The 25,227-nt window shown below is 56.5% G+C and carries 31 protein-coding genes, 1 tRNA gene and 1 pseudogene; 17 read left to right on the top strand and 16 right to left on the bottom strand.

Going from position 1 to position 25,227, the window contains the following annotated elements:
- Positions 1 to 87 precede the first annotated feature (87 nt).
- Positions 88 to 468 (top strand): GIY-YIG nuclease family protein, encoded by a 381-nt coding sequence (locus CJU81_RS20160; RefSeq protein ID WP_254924900.1) that lies wholly within the window; start codon positions 88 to 90, stop codon positions 466 to 468.
- A 243-nt stretch (positions 469 to 711) separates the two neighbouring features.
- Here the strand turns inward: CJU81_RS20160 and CJU81_RS20165 are convergent.
- A pseudogene (locus CJU81_RS20165) lies at positions 712 to 1,673 on the bottom strand (IS481 family transposase).
- Between the two features lie 143 nt (positions 1,674 to 1,816).
- Positions 1,817 to 1,904 (bottom strand) — tRNA-Ser (locus CJU81_RS20170).
- A 124-nt stretch (positions 1,905 to 2,028) separates the two neighbouring features.
- Here CJU81_RS20170 and CJU81_RS20175 point away from each other — a divergent pair.
- The 7 genes from CJU81_RS20175 to CJU81_RS20205 all read left to right on the top strand — a co-directional run bounded on the left by CJU81_RS20175 (position 2,029) and on the right by CJU81_RS20205 (position 5,454).
- On the top strand, positions 2,029 to 2,700 hold the full coding sequence (locus CJU81_RS20175; protein WP_095002022.1) for a Bax inhibitor-1/YccA family protein: 672 nt from the start codon (positions 2,029 to 2,031) through the stop codon (positions 2,698 to 2,700).
- Between the two features lie 110 nt (positions 2,701 to 2,810).
- A complete protein-coding gene (tusD, locus tag CJU81_RS20180) occupies positions 2,811 to 3,203 on the top strand; it encodes a sulfurtransferase complex subunit TusD (RefSeq protein ID WP_016781463.1) in 393 nt (130 codons plus the stop codon).
- Position 3,204: 1 nt separating this feature from the next.
- The gene (gene tusC, locus CJU81_RS20185; RefSeq protein WP_095037974.1) at positions 3,205 to 3,567 is read left to right on the top strand and encodes a sulfurtransferase complex subunit TusC; all 363 of its coding nucleotides are present in this window, start codon (positions 3,205 to 3,207) and stop codon (positions 3,565 to 3,567) included.
- Positions 3,567 to 3,851 carry a sulfurtransferase complex subunit TusB gene (tusB, locus tag CJU81_RS20190; protein WP_095037975.1) on the top strand — a complete coding sequence of 95 codons (285 nt, stop codon included), beginning with the start codon at positions 3,567 to 3,569 and terminating at the stop codon, positions 3,849 to 3,851. The genes tusC and tusB overlap by 1 nt, the downstream gene beginning before the upstream one ends.
- Entirely contained in the window at positions 3,848 to 4,183 is a 336-nt protein-coding gene (locus tag CJU81_RS20195; RefSeq protein WP_095037976.1) for a TusE/DsrC/DsvC family sulfur relay protein, read from the top strand. The genes tusB and CJU81_RS20195 overlap by 4 nt, the downstream gene beginning before the upstream one ends.
- Positions 4,180 to 5,181 carry a glycosyl transferase family protein gene (locus CJU81_RS20200; RefSeq protein WP_095037977.1) on the top strand — a complete coding sequence of 334 codons (1,002 nt, stop codon included), beginning with the start codon at positions 4,180 to 4,182 and terminating at the stop codon, positions 5,179 to 5,181. Before CJU81_RS20195 ends, CJU81_RS20200 begins: the two co-directional genes overlap by 4 nt.
- A gap of 45 nt (positions 5,182 to 5,226) precedes the next feature.
- Positions 5,227 to 5,454 carry a YheU family protein gene (locus CJU81_RS20205; protein WP_016781468.1) on the top strand — a complete coding sequence of 76 codons (228 nt, stop codon included), beginning with the start codon at positions 5,227 to 5,229 and terminating at the stop codon, positions 5,452 to 5,454.
- On the opposite strand, the gene csrA is transcribed toward CJU81_RS20205, so the two are convergent.
- Both csrA and CJU81_RS20215 read right to left on the bottom strand, forming a co-directional pair.
- On the bottom strand, positions 5,451 to 5,654 hold the full coding sequence (gene csrA / locus CJU81_RS20210) for a carbon storage regulator CsrA (RefSeq protein ID WP_095028659.1): 204 nt from the start codon (positions 5,652 to 5,654) through the stop codon (positions 5,451 to 5,453). The genes CJU81_RS20205 and csrA overlap by 4 nt on opposite strands.
- A 136-nt stretch (positions 5,655 to 5,790) precedes the next feature.
- Positions 5,791 to 6,123 carry a YnfA family protein gene (locus CJU81_RS20215; protein WP_095037978.1) on the bottom strand — a complete coding sequence of 111 codons (333 nt, stop codon included), beginning with the start codon at positions 6,121 to 6,123 and terminating at the stop codon, positions 5,791 to 5,793.
- A gap of 201 nt (positions 6,124 to 6,324) precedes the next feature.
- Between CJU81_RS20215 and CJU81_RS20220 the strand changes: the two genes are divergently transcribed.
- Positions 6,325 to 6,483: a DUF3309 family protein gene (locus CJU81_RS20220; RefSeq protein ID WP_088500097.1), complete on the top strand. Its 159-nt coding sequence runs from the start codon at positions 6,325 to 6,327 to the stop codon at positions 6,481 to 6,483.
- A gap of 57 nt (positions 6,484 to 6,540) precedes the next feature.
- On the opposite strand, the gene CJU81_RS20225 is transcribed toward CJU81_RS20220, so the two are convergent.
- The 5 genes from CJU81_RS20225 to CJU81_RS20245 form a co-directional block, all read right to left on the bottom strand.
- Positions 6,541 to 8,619 carry an LTA synthase family protein gene (locus tag CJU81_RS20225; protein WP_095037979.1) on the bottom strand — a complete coding sequence of 693 codons (2,079 nt, stop codon included), beginning with the start codon at positions 8,617 to 8,619 and terminating at the stop codon, positions 6,541 to 6,543.
- A 332-nt stretch (positions 8,620 to 8,951) separates the two neighbouring features.
- On the bottom strand, positions 8,952 to 9,827 hold the full coding sequence (gene speE / locus CJU81_RS20230; RefSeq protein ID WP_095037980.1) for a polyamine aminopropyltransferase: 876 nt from the start codon (positions 9,825 to 9,827) through the stop codon (positions 8,952 to 8,954).
- Between the two features lie 203 nt (positions 9,828 to 10,030).
- On the bottom strand, positions 10,031 to 10,222 hold the full coding sequence (locus CJU81_RS20235) for a PLDc N-terminal domain-containing protein (protein ID WP_016781476.1): 192 nt from the start codon (positions 10,220 to 10,222) through the stop codon (positions 10,031 to 10,033).
- Positions 10,223 to 10,306: 84 nt separating this feature from the next.
- Positions 10,307 to 10,837 carry a hypothetical protein gene (locus tag CJU81_RS20240; RefSeq protein ID WP_095037981.1) on the bottom strand — a complete coding sequence of 177 codons (531 nt, stop codon included), beginning with the start codon at positions 10,835 to 10,837 and terminating at the stop codon, positions 10,307 to 10,309.
- Between the two features lie 67 nt (positions 10,838 to 10,904).
- Entirely contained in the window at positions 10,905 to 11,438 is a 534-nt protein-coding gene (locus CJU81_RS20245; protein WP_095037982.1) for an ankyrin repeat domain-containing protein, read from the bottom strand.
- Positions 11,439 to 11,730: 292 nt separating this feature from the next.
- Between CJU81_RS20245 and CJU81_RS20250 the strand changes: the two genes are divergently transcribed.
- Positions 11,731 to 12,009: a DUF3509 domain-containing protein gene (locus tag CJU81_RS20250; RefSeq protein WP_095028665.1), complete on the top strand. Its 279-nt coding sequence runs from the start codon at positions 11,731 to 11,733 to the stop codon at positions 12,007 to 12,009.
- Positions 12,010 to 12,077: 68 nt separating this feature from the next.
- Here the strand turns inward: CJU81_RS20250 and mtnC are convergent, their stop codons facing one another.
- From mtnC to aroC, 5 genes are all read right to left on the bottom strand, one after another.
- Positions 12,078 to 12,761: an acireductone synthase gene (gene mtnC, locus CJU81_RS20255; RefSeq protein ID WP_095037983.1), complete on the bottom strand. Its 684-nt coding sequence runs from the start codon at positions 12,759 to 12,761 to the stop codon at positions 12,078 to 12,080.
- 9 nt (positions 12,762 to 12,770) lie between these two features.
- A complete protein-coding gene (locus CJU81_RS20260) occupies positions 12,771 to 13,316 on the bottom strand; it encodes a 1,2-dihydroxy-3-keto-5-methylthiopentene dioxygenase (RefSeq protein ID WP_095037984.1) in 546 nt (181 codons plus the stop codon).
- A 100-nt stretch (positions 13,317 to 13,416) separates the two neighbouring features.
- Positions 13,417 to 14,037, bottom strand: a complete 621-nt coding sequence (locus CJU81_RS20265; protein WP_095037985.1) for a methylthioribulose 1-phosphate dehydratase — start codon at positions 14,035 to 14,037, stop codon at positions 13,417 to 13,419.
- Positions 14,034 to 15,182: an MFS transporter gene (locus CJU81_RS20270; protein WP_095037986.1), complete on the bottom strand. Its 1,149-nt coding sequence runs from the start codon at positions 15,180 to 15,182 to the stop codon at positions 14,034 to 14,036. The genes CJU81_RS20265 and CJU81_RS20270 overlap by 4 nt, the downstream gene beginning before the upstream one ends.
- A gap of 34 nt (positions 15,183 to 15,216) precedes the next feature.
- Complete coding sequence (aroC, locus tag CJU81_RS20275; protein ID WP_019826578.1) at positions 15,217 to 16,308, bottom strand: chorismate synthase; 1,092 nt, start codon at positions 16,306 to 16,308, stop codon at positions 15,217 to 15,219.
- A gap of 192 nt (positions 16,309 to 16,500) precedes the next feature.
- Here aroC and CJU81_RS20280 point away from each other — a divergent pair, with 192 nt between their 5' ends.
- Positions 16,501 to 17,505, top strand: coding sequence for an alpha/beta hydrolase (locus CJU81_RS20280; RefSeq protein ID WP_095037987.1), 1,005 nt, complete (start codon positions 16,501 to 16,503; stop codon positions 17,503 to 17,505).
- A gap of 53 nt (positions 17,506 to 17,558) precedes the next feature.
- Entirely contained in the window at positions 17,559 to 18,350 is a 792-nt protein-coding gene (locus CJU81_RS20285; protein WP_095037988.1) for a hypothetical protein, read from the top strand.
- A gap of 66 nt (positions 18,351 to 18,416) precedes the next feature.
- Here the strand turns inward: CJU81_RS20285 and prmB are convergent, their stop codons facing one another.
- A complete protein-coding gene (prmB, locus tag CJU81_RS20290; protein ID WP_095037989.1) occupies positions 18,417 to 19,325 on the bottom strand; it encodes a 50S ribosomal protein L3 N(5)-glutamine methyltransferase in 909 nt (302 codons plus the stop codon).
- 274 nt (positions 19,326 to 19,599) lie between these two features.
- On the opposite strand from prmB, the gene CJU81_RS20295 reads away from it, so the two are divergent.
- The 3 genes from CJU81_RS20295 (at position 19,600) to CJU81_RS20305 (ending at position 21,277) form a co-directional block, all read left to right on the top strand.
- The gene (locus tag CJU81_RS20295) at positions 19,600 to 20,190 is read left to right on the top strand and encodes a cysteine hydrolase family protein (RefSeq protein ID WP_095037990.1); all 591 of its coding nucleotides are present in this window, start codon (positions 19,600 to 19,602) and stop codon (positions 20,188 to 20,190) included.
- Positions 20,191 to 20,334: 144 nt separating this feature from the next.
- A complete protein-coding gene (locus tag CJU81_RS20300) occupies positions 20,335 to 20,655 on the top strand; it encodes a hypothetical protein (protein WP_095037991.1) in 321 nt (106 codons plus the stop codon).
- A gap of 64 nt (positions 20,656 to 20,719) precedes the next feature.
- Positions 20,720 to 21,277: a Smr/MutS family protein gene (locus CJU81_RS20305; RefSeq protein ID WP_095037992.1), complete on the top strand. Its 558-nt coding sequence runs from the start codon at positions 20,720 to 20,722 to the stop codon at positions 21,275 to 21,277.
- 34 nt (positions 21,278 to 21,311) lie between these two features.
- On the opposite strand, the gene CJU81_RS20310 is transcribed toward CJU81_RS20305, so the two are convergent.
- Positions 21,312 to 23,096: an amidohydrolase gene (locus CJU81_RS20310; RefSeq protein ID WP_095037993.1), complete on the bottom strand. Its 1,785-nt coding sequence runs from the start codon at positions 23,094 to 23,096 to the stop codon at positions 21,312 to 21,314.
- A 528-nt stretch (positions 23,097 to 23,624) separates the two neighbouring features.
- Here CJU81_RS20310 and CJU81_RS20315 point away from each other — a divergent pair.
- On the top strand, positions 23,625 to 24,800 hold the full coding sequence (locus CJU81_RS20315) for an aminotransferase class I/II-fold pyridoxal phosphate-dependent enzyme (protein ID WP_095037994.1): 1,176 nt from the start codon (positions 23,625 to 23,627) through the stop codon (positions 24,798 to 24,800).
- Positions 24,787 to 25,227: a hypothetical protein gene (locus CJU81_RS20320; RefSeq protein WP_095037995.1), complete on the top strand. Its 441-nt coding sequence runs from the start codon at positions 24,787 to 24,789 to the stop codon at positions 25,225 to 25,227. The genes CJU81_RS20315 and CJU81_RS20320 overlap by 14 nt, the downstream gene beginning before the upstream one ends.

Consider the following 25,227-nt stretch of genomic DNA (forward strand, 5'->3'; position numbering starts at 1 on the left):
GGCGGGAATGCCCAGTTTCGTGATTAGCATGCTCAGAAAAATTAACTGACTGTTGCACTTGTTCCTTGAGACCGCCAAGTCTTCAAAATTGGTATGACTCGCCGCCTAGAACCTAAAGACCGTATTCGTGAACTCGGGGATGCAAGTGTTCCATTCGAGTTCGACGTGCATGCGATGATTTTCAGTGATGACGCACCAAGCTTGGAGAAAACCCTGCACCGTCACTTCCTTCGTCGCCAGATGAACAAGGTAAATCCGCGTAAGGAGTTTTTCCGTCTTGGGATCAGTGAGATTCGAGCGGAGCTTGAAAGCCTTGGTGTTGAGACACTCTGGACAATGGCAGCGGAAGCACACGAGTATCGAGAGACCATTCGTATTGAGCAGCAGATCCAGGAAAACCCTGTAATAGAACAACAATGGACACGTCATCAGCTCGAGCATGAGGTGGAAGACGAGGTAGAGGTCTAAGTCGTAGACGCGCGCATAATTTTATGGGTTACACCGCCTCAGTTAAATGGTCATCGATCGGACAAACTCCAAGGATGTGGAATCGAACGCTGCCTATATACGCTGTCGCCTCCTCAGCCTATTTGCGAGGAGGTATTTGATGAAATCACTTTAGTTCTATGCTTTGTGGCAGCGTTGCAAAATATGACACATAATGTTTTCAAATAATTTTGAAAGCACCAACCATATGGACGAAAAGCATGTCTAGGTGTACGGTTCAGGAATGAGATGGTGAGGATTAATTGTGAAACGGTCTGGGTTTTCAGTCCAGGCCTCACAGATCACCTTGAACGGAGTTCTCCAGCGCAATGCCTTAAGGTGTCTGGCGAAGTTGTAAGCCATCACGAAAGCCAAAACGTGGGCTTTCAGCGCATCAAAATCGGGATAATGAAACGCCTTAACCGTAGCTTCTTTTATCGTTCGATTCATTCGCTCAACTTGGCCGTTAGTCCAAGGATGGTAAGGCTTGGTTAGCCGGTGTTTGATGTTGTGCTCGTAGCAAACACGATCAAAGATATGTCCCCCAAAGCGGTTGGTGGCACCGCTTCGATATCTCGGCTGTTCGGTAAATGCTGCACCGTTGTCAGTCAGGACGGTATGTATCTGGTATGGAAATGCTTCGATAGCCTGACGTAAAAACATTGCCCCGTTGCGTTTTGTTGCCGCATTGAATAACGCGACATAGGTGAACTTGGTCACCCGATCGATGGCAACGAACATGTGTTGTTTACCGCTCTCAAGCCGCAGCTCAGAGCTGTCGATATGCAGGTAACCCATTTCAGTCGGCGCGAATTTTCCGCGTTTGGGCGCGTTGGTGGACTTGGGTAGCTGGCTGATACCGTGGCGCACCAGGCAACGATACAGGGCGCTGCGACTTAACTGGGGAAGACACTGGTGAAGGTGTCCCAACATGTCGTCCAAAGGCAGCAAGGTCCGCCTGCGAAACTCAACCACCATCTCCTCTTCAGCCAATGTCAGCTTTGCGCTTCGCGGCAGCGCAGGCCCCATACGAGAGTCCATGGTTGTGACCGTGAGCGCCATTTGGCGACGGTTTTTACGTTCAGCCTGTAACGGGCCGCAAGCTGGCGATTCGACTCTTTCTACGCTTGGAGCTCGGCTCGAATTCGCGGCGTTGTTCGGGCTGAACCATGAAGACGTCCTTCCATAATGCATCCTCTTGTTCGATTGCTAAGGATGCACCATGACTCTCCGAGACTGAACACGCCCAGCCCCAGGGACAGCAGAGGCCTTCCCCAACCCCCAGAAACGACAAAGCCCGCCAAAAGGCGGGCTCTGCGGTGTAGCAATATGGCGGAGGCGTAGAGATTCGAACTCTAGGACCTGTTACAGTCGACGGTTTTCAAGACCGTTGCCTTAAACCACTCGGCCACACCTCCTATACGTTGTTTCGGGCGCCATAATACCTGAATGAAACACGTTGTCAAACTCTCTTGATCGCTTGTTTCAGAGCCTCTGCTATGATCTTTGCTACTTAACATTTCAAACCACAGGAGTATCGCCATGCGCGAACAGGATTACGCAGTTAATAGCAGCGTGCAGGCCGAGCAGCTAGAGGTTAGCCGCGTCCTGCGCAACACGTACGGTTTGCTGGCCCTCACCCTGGCTTTCAGCGGTGTGATGGCTTATGTCTCGCAGCAGTTGCGGGTCGGCTATCCCAATATTTTCGTTGTACTGATCGGGTTCTACGGTCTGTTCTTCTTGACCAACAAGCTGCGCGACTCAGCTTGGGGCCTGGTTTCTGCCTTTGCCCTGACCGGTTTCATGGGTTTTCTGCTGGGCCCGATCCTCAACCGCTACTTGGGCATGCAAGGCGGCGCTGAGGTTGTCAGCTCGGCCTTCGCCATGACCGCACTGGTATTTGGCGGCCTGTCTGCCTATGTGCTGATCACCCGCAAGGACATGAGCTTCCTGGGCGGCTTCATCACTGCCGGCTTCTTTGTTCTGCTGGGCGCTACGCTGGCAAGCTTCTTCTTCCAGATCAGCGGCCTGCAACTGGCTATCAGCGCCGGTTTTGTACTGTTCTCTTCGGTCTGCATTCTGTTCCAGACCAGCGCCATCATTCATGGCGGCGAGCGCAACTACATCATGGCCACCATCAGCCTGTATGTGTCGATCTACAACCTGTTTATCAGCCTGCTGCAAATTTTCGGCATCATGAGCCGCGACGACTGATCAACAAGCACTACACAAAAGCCCGCTTCGGCGGGCTTTTTGTTGTCTGCAGCAAGCATCTTTGGGCATCTGGCTTTATCATTGCCTCAGTTTTGCTGACAGAGCCCACCATGAAATTTGCCATTGCCCTTTATTCAGCAGCCCATGCGCCCTCTTCACGCCGTGCCCTGCGTTTTGCCCAGGCAGCGCTGGCCGGTGGCCATGAGATTGTTCGGCTGTTCTTCTATCAAGACGGTGTGCACAGTGCTTCAAGCAATATTGTGACGCCGCAAGACGAGCAGGACATCGCGCAACAATGGGCCGCGTTCGTCAGCCAGCATCAACTCGATGGCGTGGTCTGTATTGCCGCCGCCTTGCGCCGTGGGGTCCTGAATGAAGACGAAGCCGCACGCTATCAGCGCCCGGGCATCAATTTGCAAGCACCCTGGGAGTTGTCAGGGCTTGGCCAATTGCACGATGCCATTCAATCCGCCGATCGACTGATCTGTTTCGGAGGGCCCTGAAATGCCCAAGTCTCTTTTGATTATAAGCCGACAGGCACCGTGGGCCGGCCCCGGGGCGAAAGAAGCGCTGGATATCGTGCTGGCCTGTGGCGCATTCGATTTGCCGGTGGCGCTGTTGTTTCTGGATGACGGTATTTTTCAACTGCTGGCCAATCAAAATGGCGCAGCCATCCAGCAGAAGAACCTCACAGCCAACCTCCAGGCGTTGTCGATGTTTGGCGTTGATGATGTGTACGCCTGCAGCTACAGCCTGAGCGAGCGCGGCATTTCGCCCGCAGGCCTTGCGGTGGCTGATGTGCAGTCTCTGCCAGTCGAAGACGTTCGCGCACTTATTGACCGTTATGACCAAGTGATCACTCTCTGATGTCGACTCTACATGTTTTGAGCCATTCACCTTTTTCCGACACTCGCCTGGGCAGTTGCCTGCGCCTGCTGGGCAAAGATGACGCCCTGTTGCTAAGTGGCGATGCGGTGTACGCCCTGCAGCAGGGTAGCGTTCTCAAATCCCTGGAAGAACAGACCGTATTTATCCTTGAGGAAGACTTGCTGGCGCGCCACCTTGAATGCCCGTCATGGGCAACCTGTGTGGATTACCCGGCGTTCGTCGAACTGACGATCCGTTATGACAAGGTCAACAGCTGGCTATGAATGTGCTCACCGTCAACGACAAGAATATCGGCCTGGACAAGGACGGTTACCTGCTCGACCTCAATGACTGGTCTGCTGAAGTTGCCCAGGCTCTGGCGGCGCAGGCAGGCATTGAGCTGAGTGCCGAACACTGGGAAATCCTCGAGTTGTTACGCAGCTTTTATCAAGAATTTGAGCTATCCCCTGCGACTCGCCCGCTGATCAAGTACACGGCGCTCAAGCTGGGACCTGAAAAAGGCAACAGCCTGCACCTCAACCGACTGTTTAATGGCACCCCAGCCAAACTTGCCGCCAAGCTGGCGGGCCTGCCCAAGCCGACCAATTGCCTATGACCACTCCCGCTGCGCTGACGCTTGAAACTCCGGCCGAACACCCTTTTGCGCCCTTTGTGCGCATCCTGGGCAAAGGCAAACGAGGGGCCCGCAACCTGACCCGCGAAGAAGCCCGCGAGGCGATGGGCATGTTGCTCGACGACAAGGTTGAAGACACCCAATTGGGTGCCTTTTTGATGTTGCTGCGGCATAAAGAAGAAAGTGCCGAGGAAATGGCTGGCTTTACCGAGGCCATGAGGGCGCGTCTGACTCCTCCCGCGATCAAGGTCGACATCGACTGGCCAACTTACGCAGGTAAAAAACGCCACTTGCCCTGGTACTTGCTGGCTGCCAAGTGCCTGGCACAGAACGGTGTGCGTATTTTCATGCATGGCGGTGGCGCCCACACAGCGGGTCGAATGTACAGCGAGCAGCTTCTTGAGGAGCTGCGCATTCCACTGTGCCGCAACTGGCAAAGCGTCACTCAGGCGCTGGATGCCGGCAATCTGACATTTATGCCGCTGCAGGACTGGGCACCGCAGTTGCAGCGCATGATCGATCTGCGCAACACCCTGGGCCTGCGCTCGCCGATTCACTCACTGGCCCGCATCCTCAACCCGCTGGGTGCACGCTGTGGCTTGCAAAGCATCTTTCATCCGGGCTATCAAAGCGTACACCGCGAAGCCAGCGGCTTGCTGGGGGACACCAGCATCGTGGTCAAGGGGGATGGCGGCGAAATTGAAATCAACCCCGACAGTGCAAGCCATTTATATGGCACCACGGCAGGCATCAGTTGGGATGAAGAGTGGCCAGCACTGTCGGCCCAACGCCATGTCAAACCGGCATCGCTGGAACCTGAACACCTCAAGGCGCTGTGGCGGGGCGAGGTGCAAGACAGTTACCCGCAACTGGCCCTGCTTTCGACCATGGCCCTGGCCCTGCGCGGACTGGGCACGCCCAGGGAGCAAGCCCTGGAGATGGCACAGCGTTATTGGGATAACCGCGACAAAGCGCTTTAACGCCCTCGCCAGCCATCCCGATACGTCTAATCAAGAGATCTCATGATGCTTATCCCTTACGACCAGCTTGAACCCGACACCCTCACCCGCCTTATCGAAGATTTCGTGAGCCGTGACGGCACCGACAACGGCGATGACACGCCCCAGGAAACCCGTGTATTACGAGTTCGCCATGCATTGAGCAAAGGCCAGGCAGTTATTTTCTTCGACCTGGAAAGCCAGCAATGCCAGTTGATGCCCAAGCACGCGGTGCCCAAAGAGTTCTTTGACTAACGCTTGGACAGAGGCCCGATGGTCAAGTGCCCGGCCAGCTGGTTTTTTATCCGCGCATAAATTTCCGAGCGATGCACGCTGATATGCCTGGGGGCTTCGATCCCCAGGCGCACGTTGTTACCGCTAACGGAAATGATAAACAGGGTTATATCTTCCCCGATTGAAAAACGCTCGCCGATGGCATGACTCAGAATCTGCATGGCTCTCATCCTGAAAGGTTGGTCGCCACAAAGACTGCACGGCGTGAATTTCCTCTTCAATCCCTACAGATCAATTCAGCTACAACCTACCGCTGCACAAGCTACTTCCTACATCCGGCCTGTGGAAACGTCTTTTTTACGGGTTTGAGAAACGCGGCCCCAGCAAGATGATGGTCGCACCCACCACGCACAGCCCGACCCCGATCCAGTCCGACCCCAAAGGCCTGATGCGCTCCACAACTGCCAGCCAGGCAATCGACGTCACAATGTAGATCCCGCCATAGGCTGCATAGGCGCGCCCGGCATAAGCAGCTTCAATTTTGGTCAACAGCAGGGCGAACAGCACCAGACTTACCATCGCAGGCAATGCCCACCATGCACTTTTGCCCTGACGCAGCCACATCCAGAACCCGTAGCACCCTGCAATTTCAAACAGGGCGGCCAAAAAAAACCAAACGTAATTAAGCATGCGTGATGTCTCCAGATGGGCAGCGCGCCACCCTACCTGCGGGCCTGCGACCAATCAAGGCCGACGTGTTTTAGCTGCGGCGGCAAAAAAGTTGAATTTTCTACCCACCGGCACAGTCGGACTTTATAAGCACTGCCAAACCCTGTTCCACAAACGGCACTGCGTAAAACTTGAACGTTGGCGGAACACCACAAAAAGGAAATGCTCATGACCACGATACTGTTGATCGTTCTTATTTTGCTGTTAGTTGGTGGCTTGCCTGTGTTCCCGCACTCAAAAAGCTGGGGGTATGGCCCTTCAGGCATCATTGGCACAGTGCTGGTGGTACTGTTGATATTGCTTTTGCTCGGCAAGATATGACGCAAGCCGCGCAATAAAAAAGAGGCCCTGAGGCCTCTTTTTTATTCATCTGGCTGATTACTTCGGATCAGCCACACCTGCGGTGTTGTCCAGCAGGCTTTTGGTAGCCGTCTGCAGGAAGGATTCAAGCTTTTTCTTTAGCTCGATCGCTTCAGGCGAATCGGTTACTACCTTGGCTTCAGGGTTGGCGCCCAACTTGTACTGCCATACCTTGGCCGGCATGTCCTTGGGTTGCACCAGCAAATGGTCGTCGCTGATGATTGCCACGGTCTGATCACTGCCAGACGGCTTGATCACACCGCTGCCCTTGTCACCTTCCGGCAGGGTCAACAGGTCACGACCCCAGCATTGCTGGCGGAACTCACCGCCCAGACGGCCCATGATGGTTGGCACGATATCGACCTGGGTGCCCACGGTGTCATTGCGTGCGCCGAACTTCTCCTGGATGCCAGGGCCGATCAGCAGCAATGGCACGTTGAAACGCCCAAGGTCCATCTCGGAAATCTGCTGCTCGTTACCGAAACCGTGGTCGCCCACGATCACAAACAGGGTTTCCTTGAAGTACGGTTCTTTACGCGCTTTTTCGAAGAACTGGCCCAGCGCCCAGTCGGAATAACGCATCGCGGTCAAATGCTCGTTGAGCGAACCGCGATCGGTTACCGGCTCGACCGGCAACGGCGTAGGCAAGGCATACGGCGTGTGGTTGGACAGGGTTTGCAGCAGCGCATAGAAAGGCTCTTTGCCTTCACGCTTTTTCAGTTCTTCAAGGCCACGGTTGAACATGTCCTGGTCAGACACGCCCCAGGTAGGATCAGAGAACACCGGGTCAACGAAATCGTTACGACCGACAAAGGTGGTCATGCCCTGGTTGCTGAAGAAACCCGACTGGTTGTCCCAGGCGAAATCGCCGTTATAGACATATACGTCATCAAACTTGCGGGCGCTGAGCAGTTCCGGCAAGCCGGACAGCTTGTGGCTGCCTTCCGGGGTCTGCATCAGGTATTCAAAACCCGGCAGGTTCGGGAAACACGCCATGGTGGCAAACATGCCCTGATGGGTATGGGTGCCGTTGGAGAAGAAGCGCTCAAACAGCAAGCCTTGCTTGGACAACTCGTCGAAGTACGGGGTGATATTGCCCGGACGACCCAGCGCGCCCACCGAGTGACCGGCGAAGCTTTCCATCAAGATCACGACAACGTTCTTGATCGGCAGGGTTTTTTCTTCTGGTGGCGTGGTATCACGACGTACAGGAGCGGTATCTGCATCGACCAGTTTGTCGTGTTCGGTCAGCAGCATGTCGCGCACGGCCTGCGTCGCTTCAGGCTGCTCAAGCGTGGCCTTCCAGATATTGGTGCGATCGTCACCGAAGCGGCTTTTCGCAGCTGCAATCAACGACAGAGAGCCGTTGAGGCCCAACTGGTTGGCGAAGTTGGAGTCTGTTGTGTAGGCATCACCCCAACGCAGTGGAGGACCTTGACGCAAGGTGCCACGCGCCAAAACCACACACACCAGCAACAACACGACAAACACCGCTGCACGGCCGTACCAGGGGGCTACTGCACGCGAAGCACCCGTAGCCGCCCGGGTGACGCTGGAGCGGGTTACACGGTCTGCACCACGGAAGGCGAAGTACAAGATGATGGTGCCACCGGCCCAGGCCAGCAGGTAACGCACCACCGGGAAACCGTACCAGAGCATGCTCATCACGGTTTTCGGGTCTTCCTTCACATACTGGAAGACCAGACCGTTGAGGCGTTGGTGGAACTCGCGGTAGAAGTCCATCTCCATCAGGCCCAAAAACAGCGCCAGGCTGGATGCAGCGGTGAGCCAGAAGCGCAATACACCGCGCATGGCCATTGCCTTGACACTGAGCAGTGCCAGCAGCAGGGGAATACTGAAGTACACGACAATCCGCGCGTCAAAACGCAGACCGTTGCCGAAGGCTTCAAGGAAAGTCGAGGCCGGGGTATCGAGGATCATTTCCTTGTTGTAAACCAGCAATGCCACCCGCAGCAGGGTGAACATCACCATCATGATCAAGGCACACAGCAGCGTAAACGCCAGATGCGATTTGACGGTCGGTTGCAACACACGCGTGGCAGCGTGCTGTTGGCTTGGGGCGTCCGGGTTTGCCATGTCGTTTTAGGACCCATTGGTTCAAGTTGAAGTGGCTTTATTGAGCATTGCCCTGCCCTTGGCATCCATACGCTGGGTACAGATCCGCAGAGGTCACGCACTGGGGGGCAAATGTTGCATGATCACCCGTGGTTTTCCACTGGTGCAGCGCTCTTTATTACGCAGGATTTGGCTCATCACTAACCGCCAAACACCGGAATAGAGGCGTTTGCAAGTTTAGAAGCCGAAATTTTGCGTGCGAATTGTGTTAAATCATTCGTGAAAATTTCGTGCAAAGCACATCTTGAAACACAAGAAAGGGCCGTCAGGCCCCTTCTCGGTATCCGCAGAACTCAGTCGTTGCTTGGCTTGTTGATAGCCTGCAACACATATTGCGGCAAGGCGAAAGCACCGATATGAACTTCCGGATTGTAGTAGCGGGTCACGATACCGCTACCGGCAAACCGCTGACGCAGGGTTTCAAGTGGCAACTTGCGATAGCTGGCATCCGTCGAACCCCAGGCAAACGTCATCGAGCCGCCGATATAGGTTGGCACTGCCGCCTGATAAAAATGCCAGTCCGCGAACAGGCTGCGCATGCGCCCGGCGGTGGTCTGCACTTCCTGCAACTGCATAAATGGCGTGCCGTTCTGGGTGACCAGTACGCCGCCTTCGTTCAGGCAACGGTGGCAAGCCTGGTAGAAATTCTCGGAGAACAGCACTTCACCCGGCCCGATCGGATCGGTGGAATCCGAGATGATCACGTCGAATTTTTCTTCAGTGGTGGCCACAAAGCGCATGCCGTCGTCGATCACCAGGTTCAGGCGAGGATCGTCGTAGGCACCCTTGGAATGGTTGGGCAGGAACTCTTTGCACATGTCCACCACGGTGCCGTCGATCTCGACCATGGTGATGTGTTCAATGCCAATGTGCTTGGTGACTTCGCGCAACATGCCGCCATCACCACCGCCAATGATCAGCACGCGCTTGACCGCACCGTGGGCCAGGATCGGCACATGGGTCAGCATTTCGTGGTAGATGAACTCGTCCGCCTCGGTGGTCTGGATCACGCCGTCCAGCGCCATTACTCGGCCCATGACCGGGTTTTCGAAGATCACCAGATGCTGGTGATCGGTGCGCACTTCATGGAGCAGCTTGTCCATGCGAAAGCGTTGGCCGTAACCTTCGTAAAGGGTTTCGAGATAGTGGGTGTTAAGCGATTCGGTCATGGGTAGTCCCCTTGAATGCTGGTGGCAACGGACGGTCACCCGCCCATGATCGGCAGCCAAACCTCATACCGCTCTCGCGACACGGGTCCAACTGCCCAAGAAAGGCGCGCATTCTACGTCGAGGAACATGACAGGTCGAACCTTGACGCTGACAAACTCAACGGGCAGCCATGATTTCTCAGGACTGCCCGCCGGCAAGCGCTTTAAATACGCACATTGCCCCTCGGCCCGGCGATGGCCCAAATCACCAGCCCCAGTACTGGCAGGAACAGAATCAGCAGCACCCAAAGCACTTTAGCGCCCGTCCCGGCGCCGCTTTTGATTACGTTGATGATGGCCCAGATATCCAGGGCCAGAATAATCAGACCGATCAGACCATTAAACGTTGAACCCATGATGACGCTCCCGAGTGAGTACTTGTGCTCATAGGATAGTCACCCACGGCCAGGGTTCCGTTTTTTATTGCAGCAGCCAGGGTTTCAGACGTGTACGGCAACCTTCAGGGCTTCCAGCGACGGCGCCGCAGCAATGCCGACCTGGGCACACAGCTCAAGCACGCGCGGGACGTCTTCGCCGTAAACCAGCACGACCTGAATCTCGTCATCCAGCGGCTGGCTGAGATTCATCAGCACATACCCGCCCTTCTCCGGGTTCATACTGCCCATCTGGATCTGGATGCGGTTGAGCGCCGTCAACGCCTCGGTCTTGGCCAACTGCTTGGGCTTGATGTTGAAGGCGACATCGGGACCAAACGAAGCGACGATCTGGGCAAACAGGTCCATCCAGGTATCCGCCTGGAACAACACCGTTTCCGGCAGGCTGCCCACAACAACCCACTCGCCTAGCGGGATGGGGAAGCTGTCGTCGTAGTTGATGTCCGGGTTGGCAGCCAGAAATGCTGCCTGGTCGGCGTAGGCTTGAGCCGCCTCGTCCGCGATGGAGGCGATTTCGTCGTCGCCCATGCACCCAGAGCTGATTTTGCTGATGAGTTCAACGAGAGTGGTTTTCATGGGCGAGGCCTGTCACAAGGAAAATTAAGGGCGCGCAGGATATATCAATTGCGCCCTTCAAGGGTGATCAGCCCAACAGCTTCTTAAGTTGCGCCACGGTTTCGGATGCGCCCATGGTCTTGGCGGCATCCAGTGCAGTGATGCCATTGGCGTCCCTGGCTTTTGGATCGGCGCCCTTGCTGATCAGGTAATCGATGATTTCGCCACGATTGAACATGGCGGCCATCATCAGCGCTGTACGGCCATCAAATGACGCGCCTTCAACCTGTGCGCCACCTTCAACCAGGGTCTTGACCATTTCCAGGTCGCCCTTGAAGGCAGCACCTGCAATTGGGCTCTGGCCGTTGTCATTGCGGATCTCGGGGTCGGCATTGTGCTCTAGCAGCACTTTCACCGCTTCAACGTGGCCGTGATAGCTGGCCAGCATTAACAGGGTATCGCCCTTGTGGTTGCGCAAATTGGCCGGCAAGCCCTTGCTCAGCAAGGCGGCCAGCATTGCAGCATCGCCATCGCGCGCCTTGTTGAACACCTGCTCGGCAAAGTCGGCGGCCTCTTCCGGGGTCATCTGGCGGCTCTGGTCTGCTGGCTTGTTGTCTGACATGTAAGGCTCCACCTTCGCTACAAAAAAACCTAGTTTCCTGAGACAGAGCAAAGGTGTCATCCCTTTTTTGCTCAACATGACCATAGAAACAATCAATCGCCAGGCGGAAGCTCAAATTCACTGGGCAAAATGCAGGATGCACGATGGCCATTCATGCAGAATGCACGACATCTCAGATTATAAAAATTCACAAGTGATTGATTTATATATATTTTTTAAAATCTGAATAGTGGCACAATCGCTGCAACCTCTACTCCATACGAGCCCTTCAAGCGCTAATGGAGCTGAACACATGAGCATGATCCAGGAAAAATTCGCGTCGTTGTTCTCCAACTACACCGTCAACGTAAAACCCCGCCCGGATGGCGGCGTGTTGCTGACGCTGTGTGACAGCGATGGCAAGCAAACCCAACGCACACTTTCCTATGCGCAATTGCACACTGCAGAACAGCTAACCTGGGCCATCAGCGCCATTCGCCGCGACCTGGCCGGCACCGCCAGTGAACTGCCGACGATTTCGCTGTTGCAAAGCCAGCACCGCTTCGCCCTGCCGACTTATCACACTCGCTAAAAACTGAAAACCAGAGACAAAAAAAGCCAGCGATTGCTGGCTTTTTGCTGTGCGGTATACCAAAGCTTTTACAGTCCGGCAGGATCAATATCGGCAAAACTGCTGACCGTTTTATGCCCCACAAGCTCACCACCGTCGCGAGCCAGGCCGCACGTCAGCATGCCCGCTGTCTGTGCAGCATCAAGCTCTTCGACGATATCGGACAGGAACAGAATCTTGCCAGCCGGGCAACCGATGGCCTCCATGATGTGCCTGTAGGATTGCGCCTCGCGCTTGGGGCCTGAGGTCGTATCGAAATAGCCGCTGAACAGCGGGGTCAGGTCGCCGGCTTCGGAACAACCAAAAATCAGCTTCTGCGCCTGAATCGAACCCGACGAGTAGACATACAGTTCATAACCCTGCTCGTGCCACGCCTGCAGCGCTTTCACCGCGTCCAGGTAGACATGCCCCTTCAGCTCACCAGCCTCGTAGCCCTGCTTCCAGATCATCCCTTGCAACGCCTTGAGTGGCGTAGCCTTGCGATCTTCGGCAAGCCATTGCTGCAAGATTTCGATCACCCGCTCGACATCAGCCTCAGGCTCGCCGCTGTCCAGGCGCACTGCACCCAGCTGCATGGCCACTTCAGGGTCTTCGGCATGCTCGCGGATAAACCCGGGCAGGTGCTTGGCCGCATACGGAAACAACACGTCAAATACGAAGCTGACAGCGCTGGTGGTGCCTTCGATATCGGTCAGGATGGCTTTGATCGGCATGGGACGTCCTTAATCTTCGAGGCGCGGGAAGCGGTCGGCGATGTCTTCGCCGGTAAAGCTGGCAACCCAGCCTTCAGGGTTGTTGAACAGGCGGATGGCGACAAAATGTGGATGTTCGCCCATATCGAACCAGTGCGGCGTACCGGCTGGCACCGAGATCAGATCGTTCTTTTCGCAGAGCACGGCATACACATAGTCGCCAATATGCAGCGTAAACAAGCCACGACCGGCGACGAAAAAACGCACTTCATCTTCGCCATGACGGTGTTCGTCGAGGAACTTGGCGCGCAATTCGGCTTTTTGCGGGTGATCGCTGTTGAGGCTGATCACGTCAACCGTGACATAACCACGTTCGTTCATCAGCCGGTCAATCTGGTCGCGATAGGCGTGAATCACTTCATCCTGGCTGGCACCGGGCTTGATCGGCGTGGCGGCCTGCCAGCGGTCAAAGCGCACGCCTTGCTCGGCCAGTGTTGAAGCGATGTCATCAAAGTGGGTCAGAACCTTGTTGGGTAATTCCGGGCTCGATACGTGATAAACGGACAGGCTGCTCATGGGGCTTGGTTCCTCGGCTTCGGCGCGCTTTCGGCTTTTACAGGCCGTTCAGGCAGACCGTGCAAATCAGGTGGTGAGCTTCTTCACGGTGAAGTCAGCGTTAACGATTGAGTATTGCGCGGGTTTTCAGTTCACATTCAAACAGAAACTCGAACGCTTCGATCTGGCGCAAGGCGTCGCTCATGCGCGCCCCCCAGGTGTACAGGCCATGCCCGCGAATCAGATAACCCACGCAGTCCGGGTGTGCTTGCAGCCATGGCTGGACCTTGGCCGCCAGACGCGCGATGTCCTGATCGTTATCGAAAATCGGCACCAGCACCTTCGACTCATGGGTCGAAACGCCGCTGAAGGCCTTCTGCAGCTCGTAGTCTTCAAATTCGATGCTGTCGCCCGGCGTCAGGCGTGACAGCACCGTGGCATTCACCGAATGAGTGTGCAGTACCGCACCGATCCCGGCGCGCCAGCTGTAGAGCTGGGTGTGCAGCAAGGTTTCGGCAGAAGGCTTCTTGCCCGGCTCCAGGCTGTTGCCCACAAGATCAGTGGCCAGCACATCATCAGGCCCCAACTGGCCCTTGTGCTTGCCGGAAACTGTCAGCAGCGCCTGGCTGGCCGAAAGCCGGGTGGAATAGTTGCTGCTGGTGGCCGGCGACCAGCCGCGCGCGTATAAAAAGCGCCCGGCTTCAATGATTTCCTGGCTCAGGTGTTCACGGGTAAGGCTCATGGCCTGTCCTCTTGCAGTCGGGTTGCAATGATAACGGCTGCGGCCAGCGCTGCGACGCTCGCCATACTAAAGGTGATAGTGGGGCCCAGGGTGTTCCAGCTGTAACCGGAATACAGCGCGCCCACGGCGCCACCGATACCGGCCAGGGTGGCGTACAGGGCCTGGCCCTGGCCTTGCTGGCCGGGGCCGAAGCTTCGCTGCACAAAAGTCATGGCCGAGGCATGGAAACTGCCGAAAGTGGCGGCGTGCAGCAGCTGCGCCAACAGCAGCACCCACAGGTGTTCGGCAAACGACCCCAGCAGCAGCCAGCGCAAGGCGGCGAGGATAAAACTGAACATCAACACTCGGCGCACGGAAAATTTCAGCAGGATACGGCGCATGGCCAGAAACATCAGGACTTCAGCGACCACCCCAAGCGCCCAGAGCAAACCGATCACACCGCGGCTGTAGCCGAGGTCCTCCAGATGCAAGGTCAGAAAGGTGTAATACGGCCCGTGGCTCATTTGCATCAGCGCCACACAGGCGTAAAACGCCAGCACTCCGGGGCTGAACAACTGCTTGAGGAATCCGCCTTCGACCAGCCTGCGACCCAGGCTGGAGGGCTGCGCATTCGGCACCCACAGGCTGCACAACACAATGCCGGCCATGATCACGATCAGCGCTACCGGGTAGATATCCAGGCTCAGCCATTCGAACAGTCGGCCCAGAATCACCACGGTGAGGATAAAGCCGATAGAACCCCACAGGCGAATCTGACTGTAACGCTCGGGTTGCTCACGCAGATGGGCGAAAGTGATGACTTCAAACTGCGGCAATACCGCATGCCAAAAGAACGCGTGCAGCGCCATCACCAGCGCCAGCCAGGCGTAGCTCTGGCTGACGAAAATCAGGGCAAAGCTGAGCAGGGTACAGAGCGCACCCAGGCGCACGATCTGCAGGCGCCGGCCGGTGTAGTCGCCCAGCCAGCCCCACAGGTTGGGCGCCACGCAGCGCATCAACATCGGGATGGCCACCAGTTCGCCTATTCGCGCACTGGAAAACCCCAGGTGATGGAAGTACAGCGCCAGAAACGGCGCTGTCGCACCCAGCAAGGCGAAATAGAAAAGATAGAAGCCTGACAACCGCCAGTAAGGAAGTGTCGCCACGGCCGTCAGACCGTGACGCTCAACAATCCCTGCATTACAACTGGCCCAGCACAGGCGTGCTGACGCGTACGTCGGCGTTCTGACCACGGTGGCGCAGCAGGTGGTCCATCAGCACAATGGCCATCATCGCTTCGGCTATCGGCGTGGCACGAATGCCCACGCATGGGTCATGACGGCCCTTGGTGATCACGTCCACCGGATTGCCATGCACGTCGATCGAGCGCCCCGGCGTGGTGATACTCGATGTTGGCTTGAGGGCCAGATGGGCAACAATCGGCTGACCCGACGAAATACCGCCCAGGATGCCGCCAGCGTTGTTGCTCAGGAAACCTTCAGGGGTCATCTCGTCACGGTGCTCGGTGCCGCGCTGGGCAACACTGGCAAAACCGGCCCCGATCTCGATGCCCTTGACCGCGTTGATGCTCATCAGCGCATGGGCCAGCTCGGCGTCCAGACGGTCGAATATTGGCTCGCCCAACCCCGGGATCACGCCTTCGGCGACCACGGTGATTTTGGCGCCAACCGAGTCCTGGTCGCGGCGCAGTTGATCCATGTAGGCCTCAAGCTCGGGCACTTTGTCCGGGTCAGGGCTGAAAAAGGCGTTTTCTTCGACCGAGTCCCAGGTCTTGAACGGGATTTCAATCGGGCCCAGCTGGCTCATATAACCGCGAATCACTATGCCCTGGGTGGCCAGGTACTTCTTCGCGATGGCACCGGCGGCCACACGCATGGCCGTTTCACGGGCCGAACTGCGACCGCCGCCGCGGTAATCGCGCTCGCCGTATTTGTGGTGATAGGTGTAGTCGGCGTGGGCCGGGCGGAACAGATCCTTGATTGCCGAATAGTCCTTGGACTTCTGGTCGGTGTTGCGGATCAGCAGGCCGATGGCGCAACCAGTGGTGCGACCTTCAAACACCCCGGAGAGGATTTCGACTTCGTCGGCTTCCTGGCGCTGGGTGGTGTGGCGGCTGGTGCCAGGCTTGCGTCGATCCAGATCACGTTGCAGATCTTCAAGGGACAGCTCCAGCCCTGGCGGGCAGCCATCAACAATGGCGACCAACGCCGGACCATGGCTCTCGCCAGCGGTGGTGACAGTGAACAGCTTGCCGTAGGTATTGCCGGACATGCAGGGCGCTCCGCGAAAATCAGCCGATAAAGTTCAGCCCAGGATCAATTCAAGTCTTGTTGCAGCACAACAGATGTTGAACAGATCCCAGATAACCAAATACGCCAGTATACGCAGGCTACCTCTGTAGTTCATCCTCGAACCTTACTCATCCGGGTTTGTCCAACCGGCACATTACACAATGATGGCGCTATGATGCTGCGAATACTCTTACTAGCACTGACCCTGTTTGGCTTTGGCTCCCAGGCCCTCGCGGCCCCTCCCTCCAATGTCTTGCTACGGCCCATTGAGCTGGAAACCGGCTCCGGCACGCTGTATGGCTCGCTGGTTTTGCCCAAGAGTGACAAACCCGTACCCGTGGTGCTGATTATTGCCGGCTCAGGCCCGACTGACCGCGACGGCAACAACCCCATCGGCGGGCGTAATGACAGCCTGAAAAAACTCGCCTGGCGCCTGGCCCAGAGCAATATCGCCAGTGTGCGTTTCGACAAGCGTGGCATAGCGCAAAGCCAGCCTGCCGGGCCTGACGAAGAAAAGCTCAACTTCGATCAGTATGTGGCCGACGCCGTGGCCTGGGGCGAAAAGCTTAAGAGCGACCCGCGCTTTGGCAAGGTGTTTGTCCTCGGCCACAGTGAAGGCGCCATGATCGCCAGCCTGGCCGCGCCACAAATCGGCGCCGCCGGGGTGGTTTCCATTGCTGGTACGGGCCGCCCGGTGGGTGTGCTGCTGCGCGAGCAGTTGCAACGCAACCATCTGCCACCTGCACAGCTCAAGCGCAGCTTTGAACTGATCAGCAGCCTGGAAGCCGGTAAAACCGACGACAATGTGCCCAAGGATCTGCAAGTGGTATTTCGCCCCAGCGTTCAGCCTTATATGATCAGCCTGCTGCGCCACGACCCGGCAGCCGCTTTCGGCGCATTGAAAATGCCGGCCATGATCATCCAGGGCACCCACGACATTCAGGTCGATGTCAAGGATGCCCGCCTGCTCAAGGCTGCCAAGCCCGATGCCGTGCTGACGCTGATCAACGGCATGAACCACGTGATGCGCATCGTGCCTATGGACATGAAGCGCCAGGTTCAGTCCTATAACGATCCCAATCAGCGCCTGGCGGGCGAACTGGGTGATCGAACTGTGCGCTTTATCACGAAAGTGAACGCAGGGCAGCCCTACAGTACTGCACATAACGGCCGATAAACCGGTGTCGGCCGTCTTTGCTTTGCTGACATCCAGCACAGGATCGAGCCGTTATGAGCGACACCCCTTCACAACCCGCCGGGCCCGAGGCACCGGCAGTGCCCGAGGCCCCGCCGCTGCCTTGGGCCGACGTGCAGCCCGAGCATTTGCGGATGCTGCGCCTCGCCCCCCTGCCCACTGACCGCAGCACCGGGGCACGGCCGTTGCGTTTTGTGCAGTACGGCTACGCCACACGCCACAGCAAAGAGCTAAGCCTGCTGCGCATGACCATCACCCTGCCCGGCCAGCGCGTGCGCAGCGAACAGAACCAGCTTGACCTGTGGGTCGACCACACCACCCACCGCGTGCGCTTCAGTCCTGAACGCGGCTTGCAAGTTGAACCGCTGAACCGAGGGATCGGCCGCTTTCTGCTGGCACAGGCAGCGCTGTGGGCGCAAAAAAAATGGTCGCACTACCGCGTTGACGGCATTGACCTGCCCAGCCGGGATGCCATGAATGAAGACAGCCGCCTGCGCCGCGATCATTTTTTGCGGGTGCAGGGGTTTGATGTGGTGTATGCCGACGCCCAGTTTCTCAAGGCACGGATCGAAGACGTGCAGGTGGGCGAGTTGCTGGACAGCTGGAATGGCGAGAAACTTCAGTTCCTCGACGTTCTTGAGACTGCGCAAATGCTCCAGCAAGCCGAACAGAACTTGCAGGAACAAGAGGTAAAACTGCGGGAAAAAGATGAAAAGCTTGGCAGGTACCAACGCGAAGAAATGGGCCTGCGCTTCACCATCACCTGCCTGGTAGCCTTTGCGGTGTTCCAGGCAGGGTTGTTGATCTGGATTGCGACCCACCGCTAGTACAGCGGCTACTGACATATTTCAACCGTGGGAGCGAGCCTGCTCGCGAATGATCTACACCCGCTATCAGACCCGCGACGCAAACAGCGCCTGATGCTCGCGGCACAGCTCGGCAGTCAGCATGAATACACCGTGGCCACCGCGCTCAAAATCAAGCCAGGCGAAGTCGACTTCCGGGTACAGCGACTCAACGTGTATCTGGCTATTACCTACCTCAACAATCAGCAAGCCTTTTTCTGTCAGGTGATCCGCCGCTTCGGCCAGCATCCGGCGTACCAGGTTCAGACCGTCATCACCGCAGGCCAGGCCCAGTTCCGGCTCGTGCTGATACTCGGCAGGCATATCGGCAAAGTCTTCAGCATCGACATACGGCGGGTTGGACACGATCAGGTCAAAGCGCTGCCCCGGCAAGCCCTCAAAGCCGTCGCCCTGCACGGTGTACACGCGCTCATCAACGCCGTGACGCTCGATGTTCTGGTTGGCCACTTCAAGGGCTTCAAAGGACAGGTCGGCCAGTACTACTTCTGCGTTCTGGAACTCGTAGGCACAGGCAATGCCGATACAGCCCGAACCGGTACACAGGTCGAGAATGCGCGCGGGCTCGGCAGCCAGCCACGGCTCAAAACGTTTTTCGATCAACTCGCCAATCGGCGAACGCGGGATCAGCACGCGTTCATCAACGATAAACGACATACCGCAGAACCAGGCCTCACCCAACAGGTAGGCCGTCGGCACGCGTTCTTCGATACGGCGCTTGAGCAGATGCTGCAGGTTGACCAGCTCATCGTCTTCAAGGCGGCAGTCGAGATAACTGTCGGCAATTTCCCACGGCAGGTTCAGCGCACCCAACACCAGTTGACGGGCTTCGTCCCAGGCGTTGTCGGTGCCATGACCAAAGAACAGATCTTCCCCATGAAAGTGGCTAACGGCCCAGCGAATATGGTCGCGCAGAGTGCGCAGGCGGGAAGTGATCAATGGTCTTACTCCTCAAAATCGATTGGCGATTCTAACAGCCAAACCCCTACGCGCCAAAGGTGCGCCAGCACGGCTACACGTGACGGCGTTTCAAAAAGTAAGAGCGTGTACAATAAAAATTCGAAATCGCTCCAGTTTGTGCATTTTATGGCTACAAAGCATTAGATTGACATCGCTACAGACCAGCAATCACAAGGCCTGCACGACAAGTCATTCACATAAACGCTCCGCCAGTGGAGAATGTCGCAAAAGCCCCATTCAAAGGAGCCCCCGAATGCCCGCTTTAAAGACGATGTTTCAACTCACAGGACGTGGTTATGCCGCAGCCAATCTGAGCAACGCCAGCCTGCTGATCATCGATGCGCAAAATGAATACCTGAGCGGGCCATTGGCCCTTTCCGGCATGGACGCGGCCACCGCCAACATTGCCCGCCTGCTTGACGCGGCACGCAAGGCCAGGCGCCCGGTCATCCACATCCGTCACCTGGGCACCGTTGGCGGCATGTTCGACCCCCAGGGCGAGCGCGGCGCTTTTATCAAGGGCCTTGAACCACAAGGCGATGAGCTGATTATCGAAAAGCGCATGCCCAACGCATTCAACGACACCGGCCTGCAAAAAGCCCTGGAAAACCTCGGCTCGCTGGATGTGATCGTCTGCGGCTTCATGAGCCACTCCAGCGTCAGCACCACCGTACGTGCGGCCAAGGACTACGGCTTGCGTTGCACCCTGGTGGAAGACGCCTGCGCCACCCGCGACCTGCCGACTGCGGACGGCATCATCAGCGCCGAGCAAGTGCAAAAAACCGAAATGGCCATCATGAACGACAACTTTGCCACCCTGACGCTGACCCAAAACCTGATTTGAGCTGAGCCGGACCAAGACGGGCGGCCTGTGCAACCGCCCATTCCAGCCTCTTCTACTCCTGTGCATTTGCCAATTTCGCCTCAGGCAGGAACAACCTGCCCAAGCACCTGTCGAAGGGCCGATACCCTTTAAGGAAAGATCGGAATGAAGATCTCCGATGGTTTTGACGCTCGGCGCTTGCGCCCCAAAGCCCACCGCGACTGGCGCTCGCGACTGGTACTGCTGTTTGCAGCGCTGCTGGCACTGTTTGGCCTATTGTTGCTGGTGGCGGGTGCCGCCAGCCTGATTGGCCACCCCACAGCCCTGGGCGAGCTCAATGCCAGTCCCGCAGGGGCTGCGCTGGTGCTGGTGTTCGGCCTGCTGGTGGGCTGGTTGGGGATCTGGATGTGGCGTCGACGCCGACGCCTGATGCGCAAGCCGTTTGGCCTGAACATGGCACCGCACCTGATGAAAAAGCACGACTGACCCATATCCCCCCGCCCGATTGTCGTCGACTTGGGTAAACTAGCCGCCCTTCGCGGAGGCTGACATGCAAGACGACGACTTTTCCCTGTTCAAAAACGAGATTCGCGGTGTCAAACCGATCAAGCACGATCGCGCCGACACCGGCAAACCCAAAGCTGACCGAGCGCAGCTGGCCAAGTTGCGCCAGAACGCCATTGTGCGCACCAACGCGACCATCATCGACGGCCTGTCAGACCAGTTTGTGATTGATGTGGGTCCCGAGGATCAACTGAGCTGGGCCCGTGACGGCGTGCAGGAAAGCCAGATGCGCAAGCTCAAGCTGGGTCAGATCAGCTTCGAGGGCAGCCTGGACCTGCACGGCATGACCGTCGAAAAGGCCCGCGAGACCCTTTGGGAATTCCTCGGCGAAGCTGTCCGCCTCGAAGTTCGCTGCGTGCGTGTTACCCACGGCAAGGCCGTGCGTCTGGACGGCAAGCGCCCGATGATCAAAAGTCACGTCAACACCTGGTTGCGCCAGCACTCACAGGTGCTGGGCTTCTGCTCCTGCCAGGCCAGGCATGGCGGCGCCGGCGCGGTCTATGTGATGCTCAAACGCACCATGATGGAGGGACGCGATGAGTGAACCAGGGCCGACTGCCCCATTCGCCCACTGATTGTCAGCGGGTAAAGATGGTGCGGCCGCGGAACACTGTGCGCTCGACTTTCACTTGCGCGATGCGTTCGGGCGTACCCTGCGCCACCAGATCGAACAGATTTCGATCGATCACAATGAAGTTGGCCAGTTTGCCCGGCTCGATCGAACCGTACTGATGCCCCTGACGAACCGAGCGAGCGCCATTGATGGTGTAGGCCTCGAGCATCTGCTCCAGCGTAGCCGATTGATCGCTGTTGTAGGGTTTTTGATCAGCCCGCGAACGTGTAATGCCGGACGCAATGTTCACGAACGGATTGGGATCACGGGTGTCAACAGGTGCATCACTGCCCGCCACCAGTATCGCGCCAGCCTGATGACTGCTGGCTACTGGATAGATAGCGCGCCAGGCATAACTGCCCTTGTCGTACAACACGTCCTCCAGCGGTTGGCCCTTTTTGCTCGGCTGCAGAAATGGCACAACAGTGACATCGTACTCAGGATCCAGGTTCATCCACGAGTAGGTATAGGTCAGGTAAAGACCCAATGCCCCCATGCGCTTTTGGTCATCCGGATGGATCACCTGCAAATTGGCAAGGGTGTGGGGGATTGCCCGGTCGCCATTGCGCTCACGGGCTGCCTGCAAGGCGTCCACTGCGACTCTTGCCGTGCGATCGCCGATACTGTGAATGTGCGTGGCGAAACCGTCGGCGTCCAGAGCCGAGACATAGCGTGTGAGCAGAGAGGGTTCAATATTGACGATGCCATTGAAGTTGGTTTCCTTGCTGTCATCGCGCACTGTTACCCGTACCTGGGATTGTGGATCGGCATCCTGCAGTTCCAGCGCTGGCATCTGATAGTTGTTGAGCATGCCCGCTGTTGGCAGGAACGGAGGAGTTGCAAAGGGGTCACCTTCGAGCACCCCATCCAGGAAGATCTTGACCACATCGGCTTTTATCAATGGGTTATCGGCAAACTCCTCACGAACCGAGCGCACCTTCGCCAGGCGCGCTGGAATATCTACTGCCCCGGCGTAATCTTCGGAAGCGAAACAGGTTGCCGTGGTTACATACATATTCAGCAGGTTCCGTTTCTGCATCGCGACATACTGGTCCCGAACAAAGTCAGTCGCACATGCATCCTGAATGCTGGTAATGCCGTTCATGGCCATCAGCTTGGAAATGTCGGGCAAGATATCGCCATACATCTGGCTGCCGAGACGATGCCCCTTGGGCAAGGTCATGAAATCGTAACTGGCAGCCTGAATTCGGTCCCTCGCACGATCCCGTACCACACCAGTATCCAGGCTGACGTATGCAGCCAGTTCTGCGAACAAGCCCCCTTTGGAGAGAGACGCCCTGGAGAAACCTGCCGTCGCGCCATGCTCATCCCGGGCGGCAGCCAGCCCAAGGGAGTTATATGCGCTGGCATGACCATCCGATCCAAACAACATGACGGGACGGTCCGCAGACGCAGCATCCAGTGCCTGGCGTATGGTTCTGAAGGTTGAAGTAGGCTCGTTACCCGCATAAGGCATCCACTGGTCGACGATCAACCATGTGCCGGGAGCGGCCGGATAACGCGTCCGACACTCCCTGACCACTTGCGCCAACCTGTCCAGGTCAACACCCTGGCCCTGCAGGTCACACACATCGATGGCCACTGTGCCCAAGGTATGGACGTGGTTATCGTGAAAACCGGGCAACACCATTTTCCCTTGCAAGTCGATCACCGGGTAGCCCTGCCGGATAAACTCATCCACACCTTCACGCCCCCCTGCATACAAGATTTTTTCACCGGATATCACCATAGAATCAACTTCACGGCGCAGGTCATCCTGGGTATTAATACGCCCATTGATATATACGGCGCCAGAACTAACAACCAACGAAGCTACGGGCGCATTACTGCACCCACTGACATATGACAACAGCAAGAATATAAAAAAACATTTCAAACTTTCACAAAAACCAAACATCTGAAACTCCCCGCTCAATAGTCGCCTGAACCTTGCAACGCAAACCTTCTACGCGGCAGAACAACTACCGTCAAGTGCAAGGTATAGCACGCACAGGTCATATCCGATAAAAATCACGGGAAAAAATGTATCAAATTACAGCAGACTCACTCTCAACAACTACAACCAAGCTGTTGCATTTACCCTACACACTTGTAGCATCTTTTTATAACTGCCCAATAGGATAAAACCACCAACCTCGCTACACTCTCCCCCGCAACTTGCAATCACGCACAGTCCGTCACTTTAAATTCGGCACCCGCCCCCACTGGCAGAATAAGCCCGGGCGCCGCTGCATTGACCTAGCCGTCTGAGGCCGCCATGTTCCAACAGCTGACCGATTACGAACTTCTTGGTATGAAAGGGCATTACAACCTCTCCGACGGACATGCTTATCATGACATCAACGAAATATTCCCCGACTTTCCGACTCAGCTATCAGAAATTTGGCGAGACAGCGAATTAACCAAGGTCAATATTGCCGAGCAGCGTTTCAAACATGCATTTGCCAAATTGATAAATTCCGAAACACTGGAGCACAGTTCGGATTACAAGCTCTCGCCGACATCTTCCAGCTCCATCGACCTGGTAGCCGCCTATCTCGCCGTCGAAGCGCCTCGGGTGCTGTTGGTTGAACCGACATTCGACAACCTGGCCCTGCTGTTGCAGCGCCGTGGTTGCGTTCTACAACCCCTGGACGAAGCGCACCTGCAGCGCCCCCTCAATGCCCAGGAACTGTTCAGCCTGTTTGATATCCTGAGCTTCGACACCTTGTTCCTGGTCAATCCGAACAACCCCACTGGGACCACGATTGGACCAGAATGCTTGAGGCTCGTCGCGGACTATTGCGCGCAGCGGAAAAAAATACTGGTTCTGGATACCACTTTCCGAATGTATACCCTTCACCAGCATGATGAACGTGCGTATCTGGAGCTCAGCGGCTGCCATTACTTCATCATAGAAGACACCGGCAAGACCTGGCCCACTCATGACCTGAAAGTCAGCCTGATCAGTTATTCCCGGGACTGTTCGCCGTTGTTCGACATCATCTACGACGAAGTCTATCTATGCCACTCCCGATTCGCGATGCTGATGTTCGAATCACTCTTCGACCGCACGCGATATGCGGGTATCGCTGCCACTATCCAGGCGCCGGTGAATGATCGCCATGCCTACCTAATCAAAAAAATGTCGGCTTCAATGGTGTATCCAAAAACCCAAAGAACCCGCACCACCCTGCCAATGGAGTGGTTTGAAATGAAATGCAACGAGCGGTTCTCGGATATTGATATCGTCAACTACCTTGCCAATAAAGATGTGCATGTGCTGCCGGGTAGTTTCTTCTACTGGAGCAGAAAAAGGCCGCCCTATACGGCGTTTCGCGTCTCACTGTCTCGTCGGAACTCCATGTTTCACGCCAGTGTCGACCAATTAAGCAGCGCGATATATCAGTTCGAAGAAGAGCACAGGAGAGCGCCATCGAATGTATTCACCTAAACTTTTTCCCACGCTGCTCAGCCCCCCCGCAGGTTTTGAACAGGCAGGCCTCCTGATCGAACCTCTTTCTGTAAATCATGTCGTCATCGACTTCGAAGCCGTTTATGCCAGCCGGCAAAAACTTTACAGAAAGTACAAAAACCCGGCCCGTTGGCCGCTGAATATCAACTTGCATGACAACCTCGTTGACCTGGGTTGGCATGAGAAGGAATTCCGTGATGGCGCCTCTTTTGCTTATACCGTTATCAACCCGGACAGAAAAATTTGCTATGGCTGTATCTACATCATTCCGACCACGCAGGGCCCCACGCTTTCATTCTGGCTACGCAGTGACGGTCAATCACCGCTGGACGATGCAACTTTCGAAGTTCTGATCCGCGAGTGGCTTGCCCGTGACTGGAAAGGCTACAAGATCCGCTTCCTGTAA

The organism is Pseudomonas fragi (assembly GCF_002269505.1).
GTDB classification, from domain to species: domain Bacteria; phylum Pseudomonadota; class Gammaproteobacteria; order Pseudomonadales; family Pseudomonadaceae; genus Aquipseudomonas; species Aquipseudomonas fragi_D.

Coding starts and splice junctions, on each gene's coding strand:
- CJU81_RS20205 (WP_016781468.1), top strand. CDS start 5,227: ATGCTTATCCCTTACGACCAGCTTGAACCCGACACCCTCACCCGCCTT.
- CJU81_RS20315 (WP_095037994.1), top strand. CDS start 23,625: ATGTTCCAACAGCTGACCGATTACGAACTTCTTGGTATGAAAGGGCAT.
- CJU81_RS20215 (WP_095037978.1), bottom strand. CDS start 6,123: ATGCTTAATTACGTTTGGTTTTTTTTGGCCGCCCTGTTTGAAATTGCA.
- CJU81_RS20235 (WP_016781476.1), bottom strand. CDS start 10,222: ATGGGTTCAACGTTTAATGGTCTGATCGGTCTGATTATTCTGGCCCTG.
- CJU81_RS20320 (WP_095037995.1), top strand. CDS start 24,787: ATGTATTCACCTAAACTTTTTCCCACGCTGCTCAGCCCCCCCGCAGGT.
- CJU81_RS20245 (WP_095037982.1), bottom strand. CDS start 11,438: ATGTCAGACAACAAGCCAGCAGACCAGAGCCGCCAGATGACCCCGGAA.
- CJU81_RS20225 (WP_095037979.1), bottom strand. CDS start 8,619: ATGGCAAACCCGGACGCCCCAAGCCAACAGCACGCTGCCACGCGTGTG.
- speE (WP_095037980.1), bottom strand. CDS start 9,827: ATGACCGAATCGCTTAACACCCACTATCTCGAAACCCTTTACGAAGGT.
- CJU81_RS20310 (WP_095037993.1), bottom strand. CDS start 23,096: ATGGTGATATCCGGTGAAAAAATCTTGTATGCAGGGGGGCGTGAAGGT.
- csrA (WP_095028659.1), bottom strand. CDS start 5,654: ATGCAGATTCTGAGTCATGCCATCGGCGAGCGTTTTTCAATCGGGGAA.
- CJU81_RS20295 (WP_095037990.1), top strand. CDS start 19,600: ATGCCCGCTTTAAAGACGATGTTTCAACTCACAGGACGTGGTTATGCC.
- tusB (WP_095037975.1), top strand. CDS start 3,567: ATGTCGACTCTACATGTTTTGAGCCATTCACCTTTTTCCGACACTCGC.
- CJU81_RS20175 (WP_095002022.1), top strand. CDS start 2,029: ATGCGCGAACAGGATTACGCAGTTAATAGCAGCGTGCAGGCCGAGCAG.
- CJU81_RS20220 (WP_088500097.1), top strand. CDS start 6,325: ATGCTCATGACCACGATACTGTTGATCGTTCTTATTTTGCTGTTAGTT.
- tusD (WP_016781463.1), top strand. CDS start 2,811: ATGAAATTTGCCATTGCCCTTTATTCAGCAGCCCATGCGCCCTCTTCA.
- CJU81_RS20200 (WP_095037977.1), top strand. CDS start 4,180: ATGACCACTCCCGCTGCGCTGACGCTTGAAACTCCGGCCGAACACCCT.
- CJU81_RS20240 (WP_095037981.1), bottom strand. CDS start 10,837: ATGAAAACCACTCTCGTTGAACTCATCAGCAAAATCAGCTCTGGGTGC.
- aroC (WP_019826578.1), bottom strand. CDS start 16,308: ATGTCCGGCAATACCTACGGCAAGCTGTTCACTGTCACCACCGCTGGC.
- CJU81_RS20265 (WP_095037985.1), bottom strand. CDS start 14,037: ATGAGCCTTACCCGTGAACACCTGAGCCAGGAAATCATTGAAGCCGGG.
- CJU81_RS20280 (WP_095037987.1), top strand. CDS start 16,501: ATGATGCTGCGAATACTCTTACTAGCACTGACCCTGTTTGGCTTTGGC.
- mtnC (WP_095037983.1), bottom strand. CDS start 12,761: ATGCCGATCAAAGCCATCCTGACCGATATCGAAGGCACCACCAGCGCT.
- tusC (WP_095037974.1), top strand. CDS start 3,205: ATGCCCAAGTCTCTTTTGATTATAAGCCGACAGGCACCGTGGGCCGGC.
- CJU81_RS20300 (WP_095037991.1), top strand. CDS start 20,335: ATGAAGATCTCCGATGGTTTTGACGCTCGGCGCTTGCGCCCCAAAGCC.
- CJU81_RS20285 (WP_095037988.1), top strand. CDS start 17,559: ATGAGCGACACCCCTTCACAACCCGCCGGGCCCGAGGCACCGGCAGTG.
- CJU81_RS20250 (WP_095028665.1), top strand. CDS start 11,731: ATGAGCATGATCCAGGAAAAATTCGCGTCGTTGTTCTCCAACTACACC.
- CJU81_RS20305 (WP_095037992.1), top strand. CDS start 20,720: ATGCAAGACGACGACTTTTCCCTGTTCAAAAACGAGATTCGCGGTGTC.
- CJU81_RS20260 (WP_095037984.1), bottom strand. CDS start 13,316: ATGAGCAGCCTGTCCGTTTATCACGTATCGAGCCCGGAATTACCCAAC.
- CJU81_RS20195 (WP_095037976.1), top strand. CDS start 3,848: ATGAATGTGCTCACCGTCAACGACAAGAATATCGGCCTGGACAAGGAC.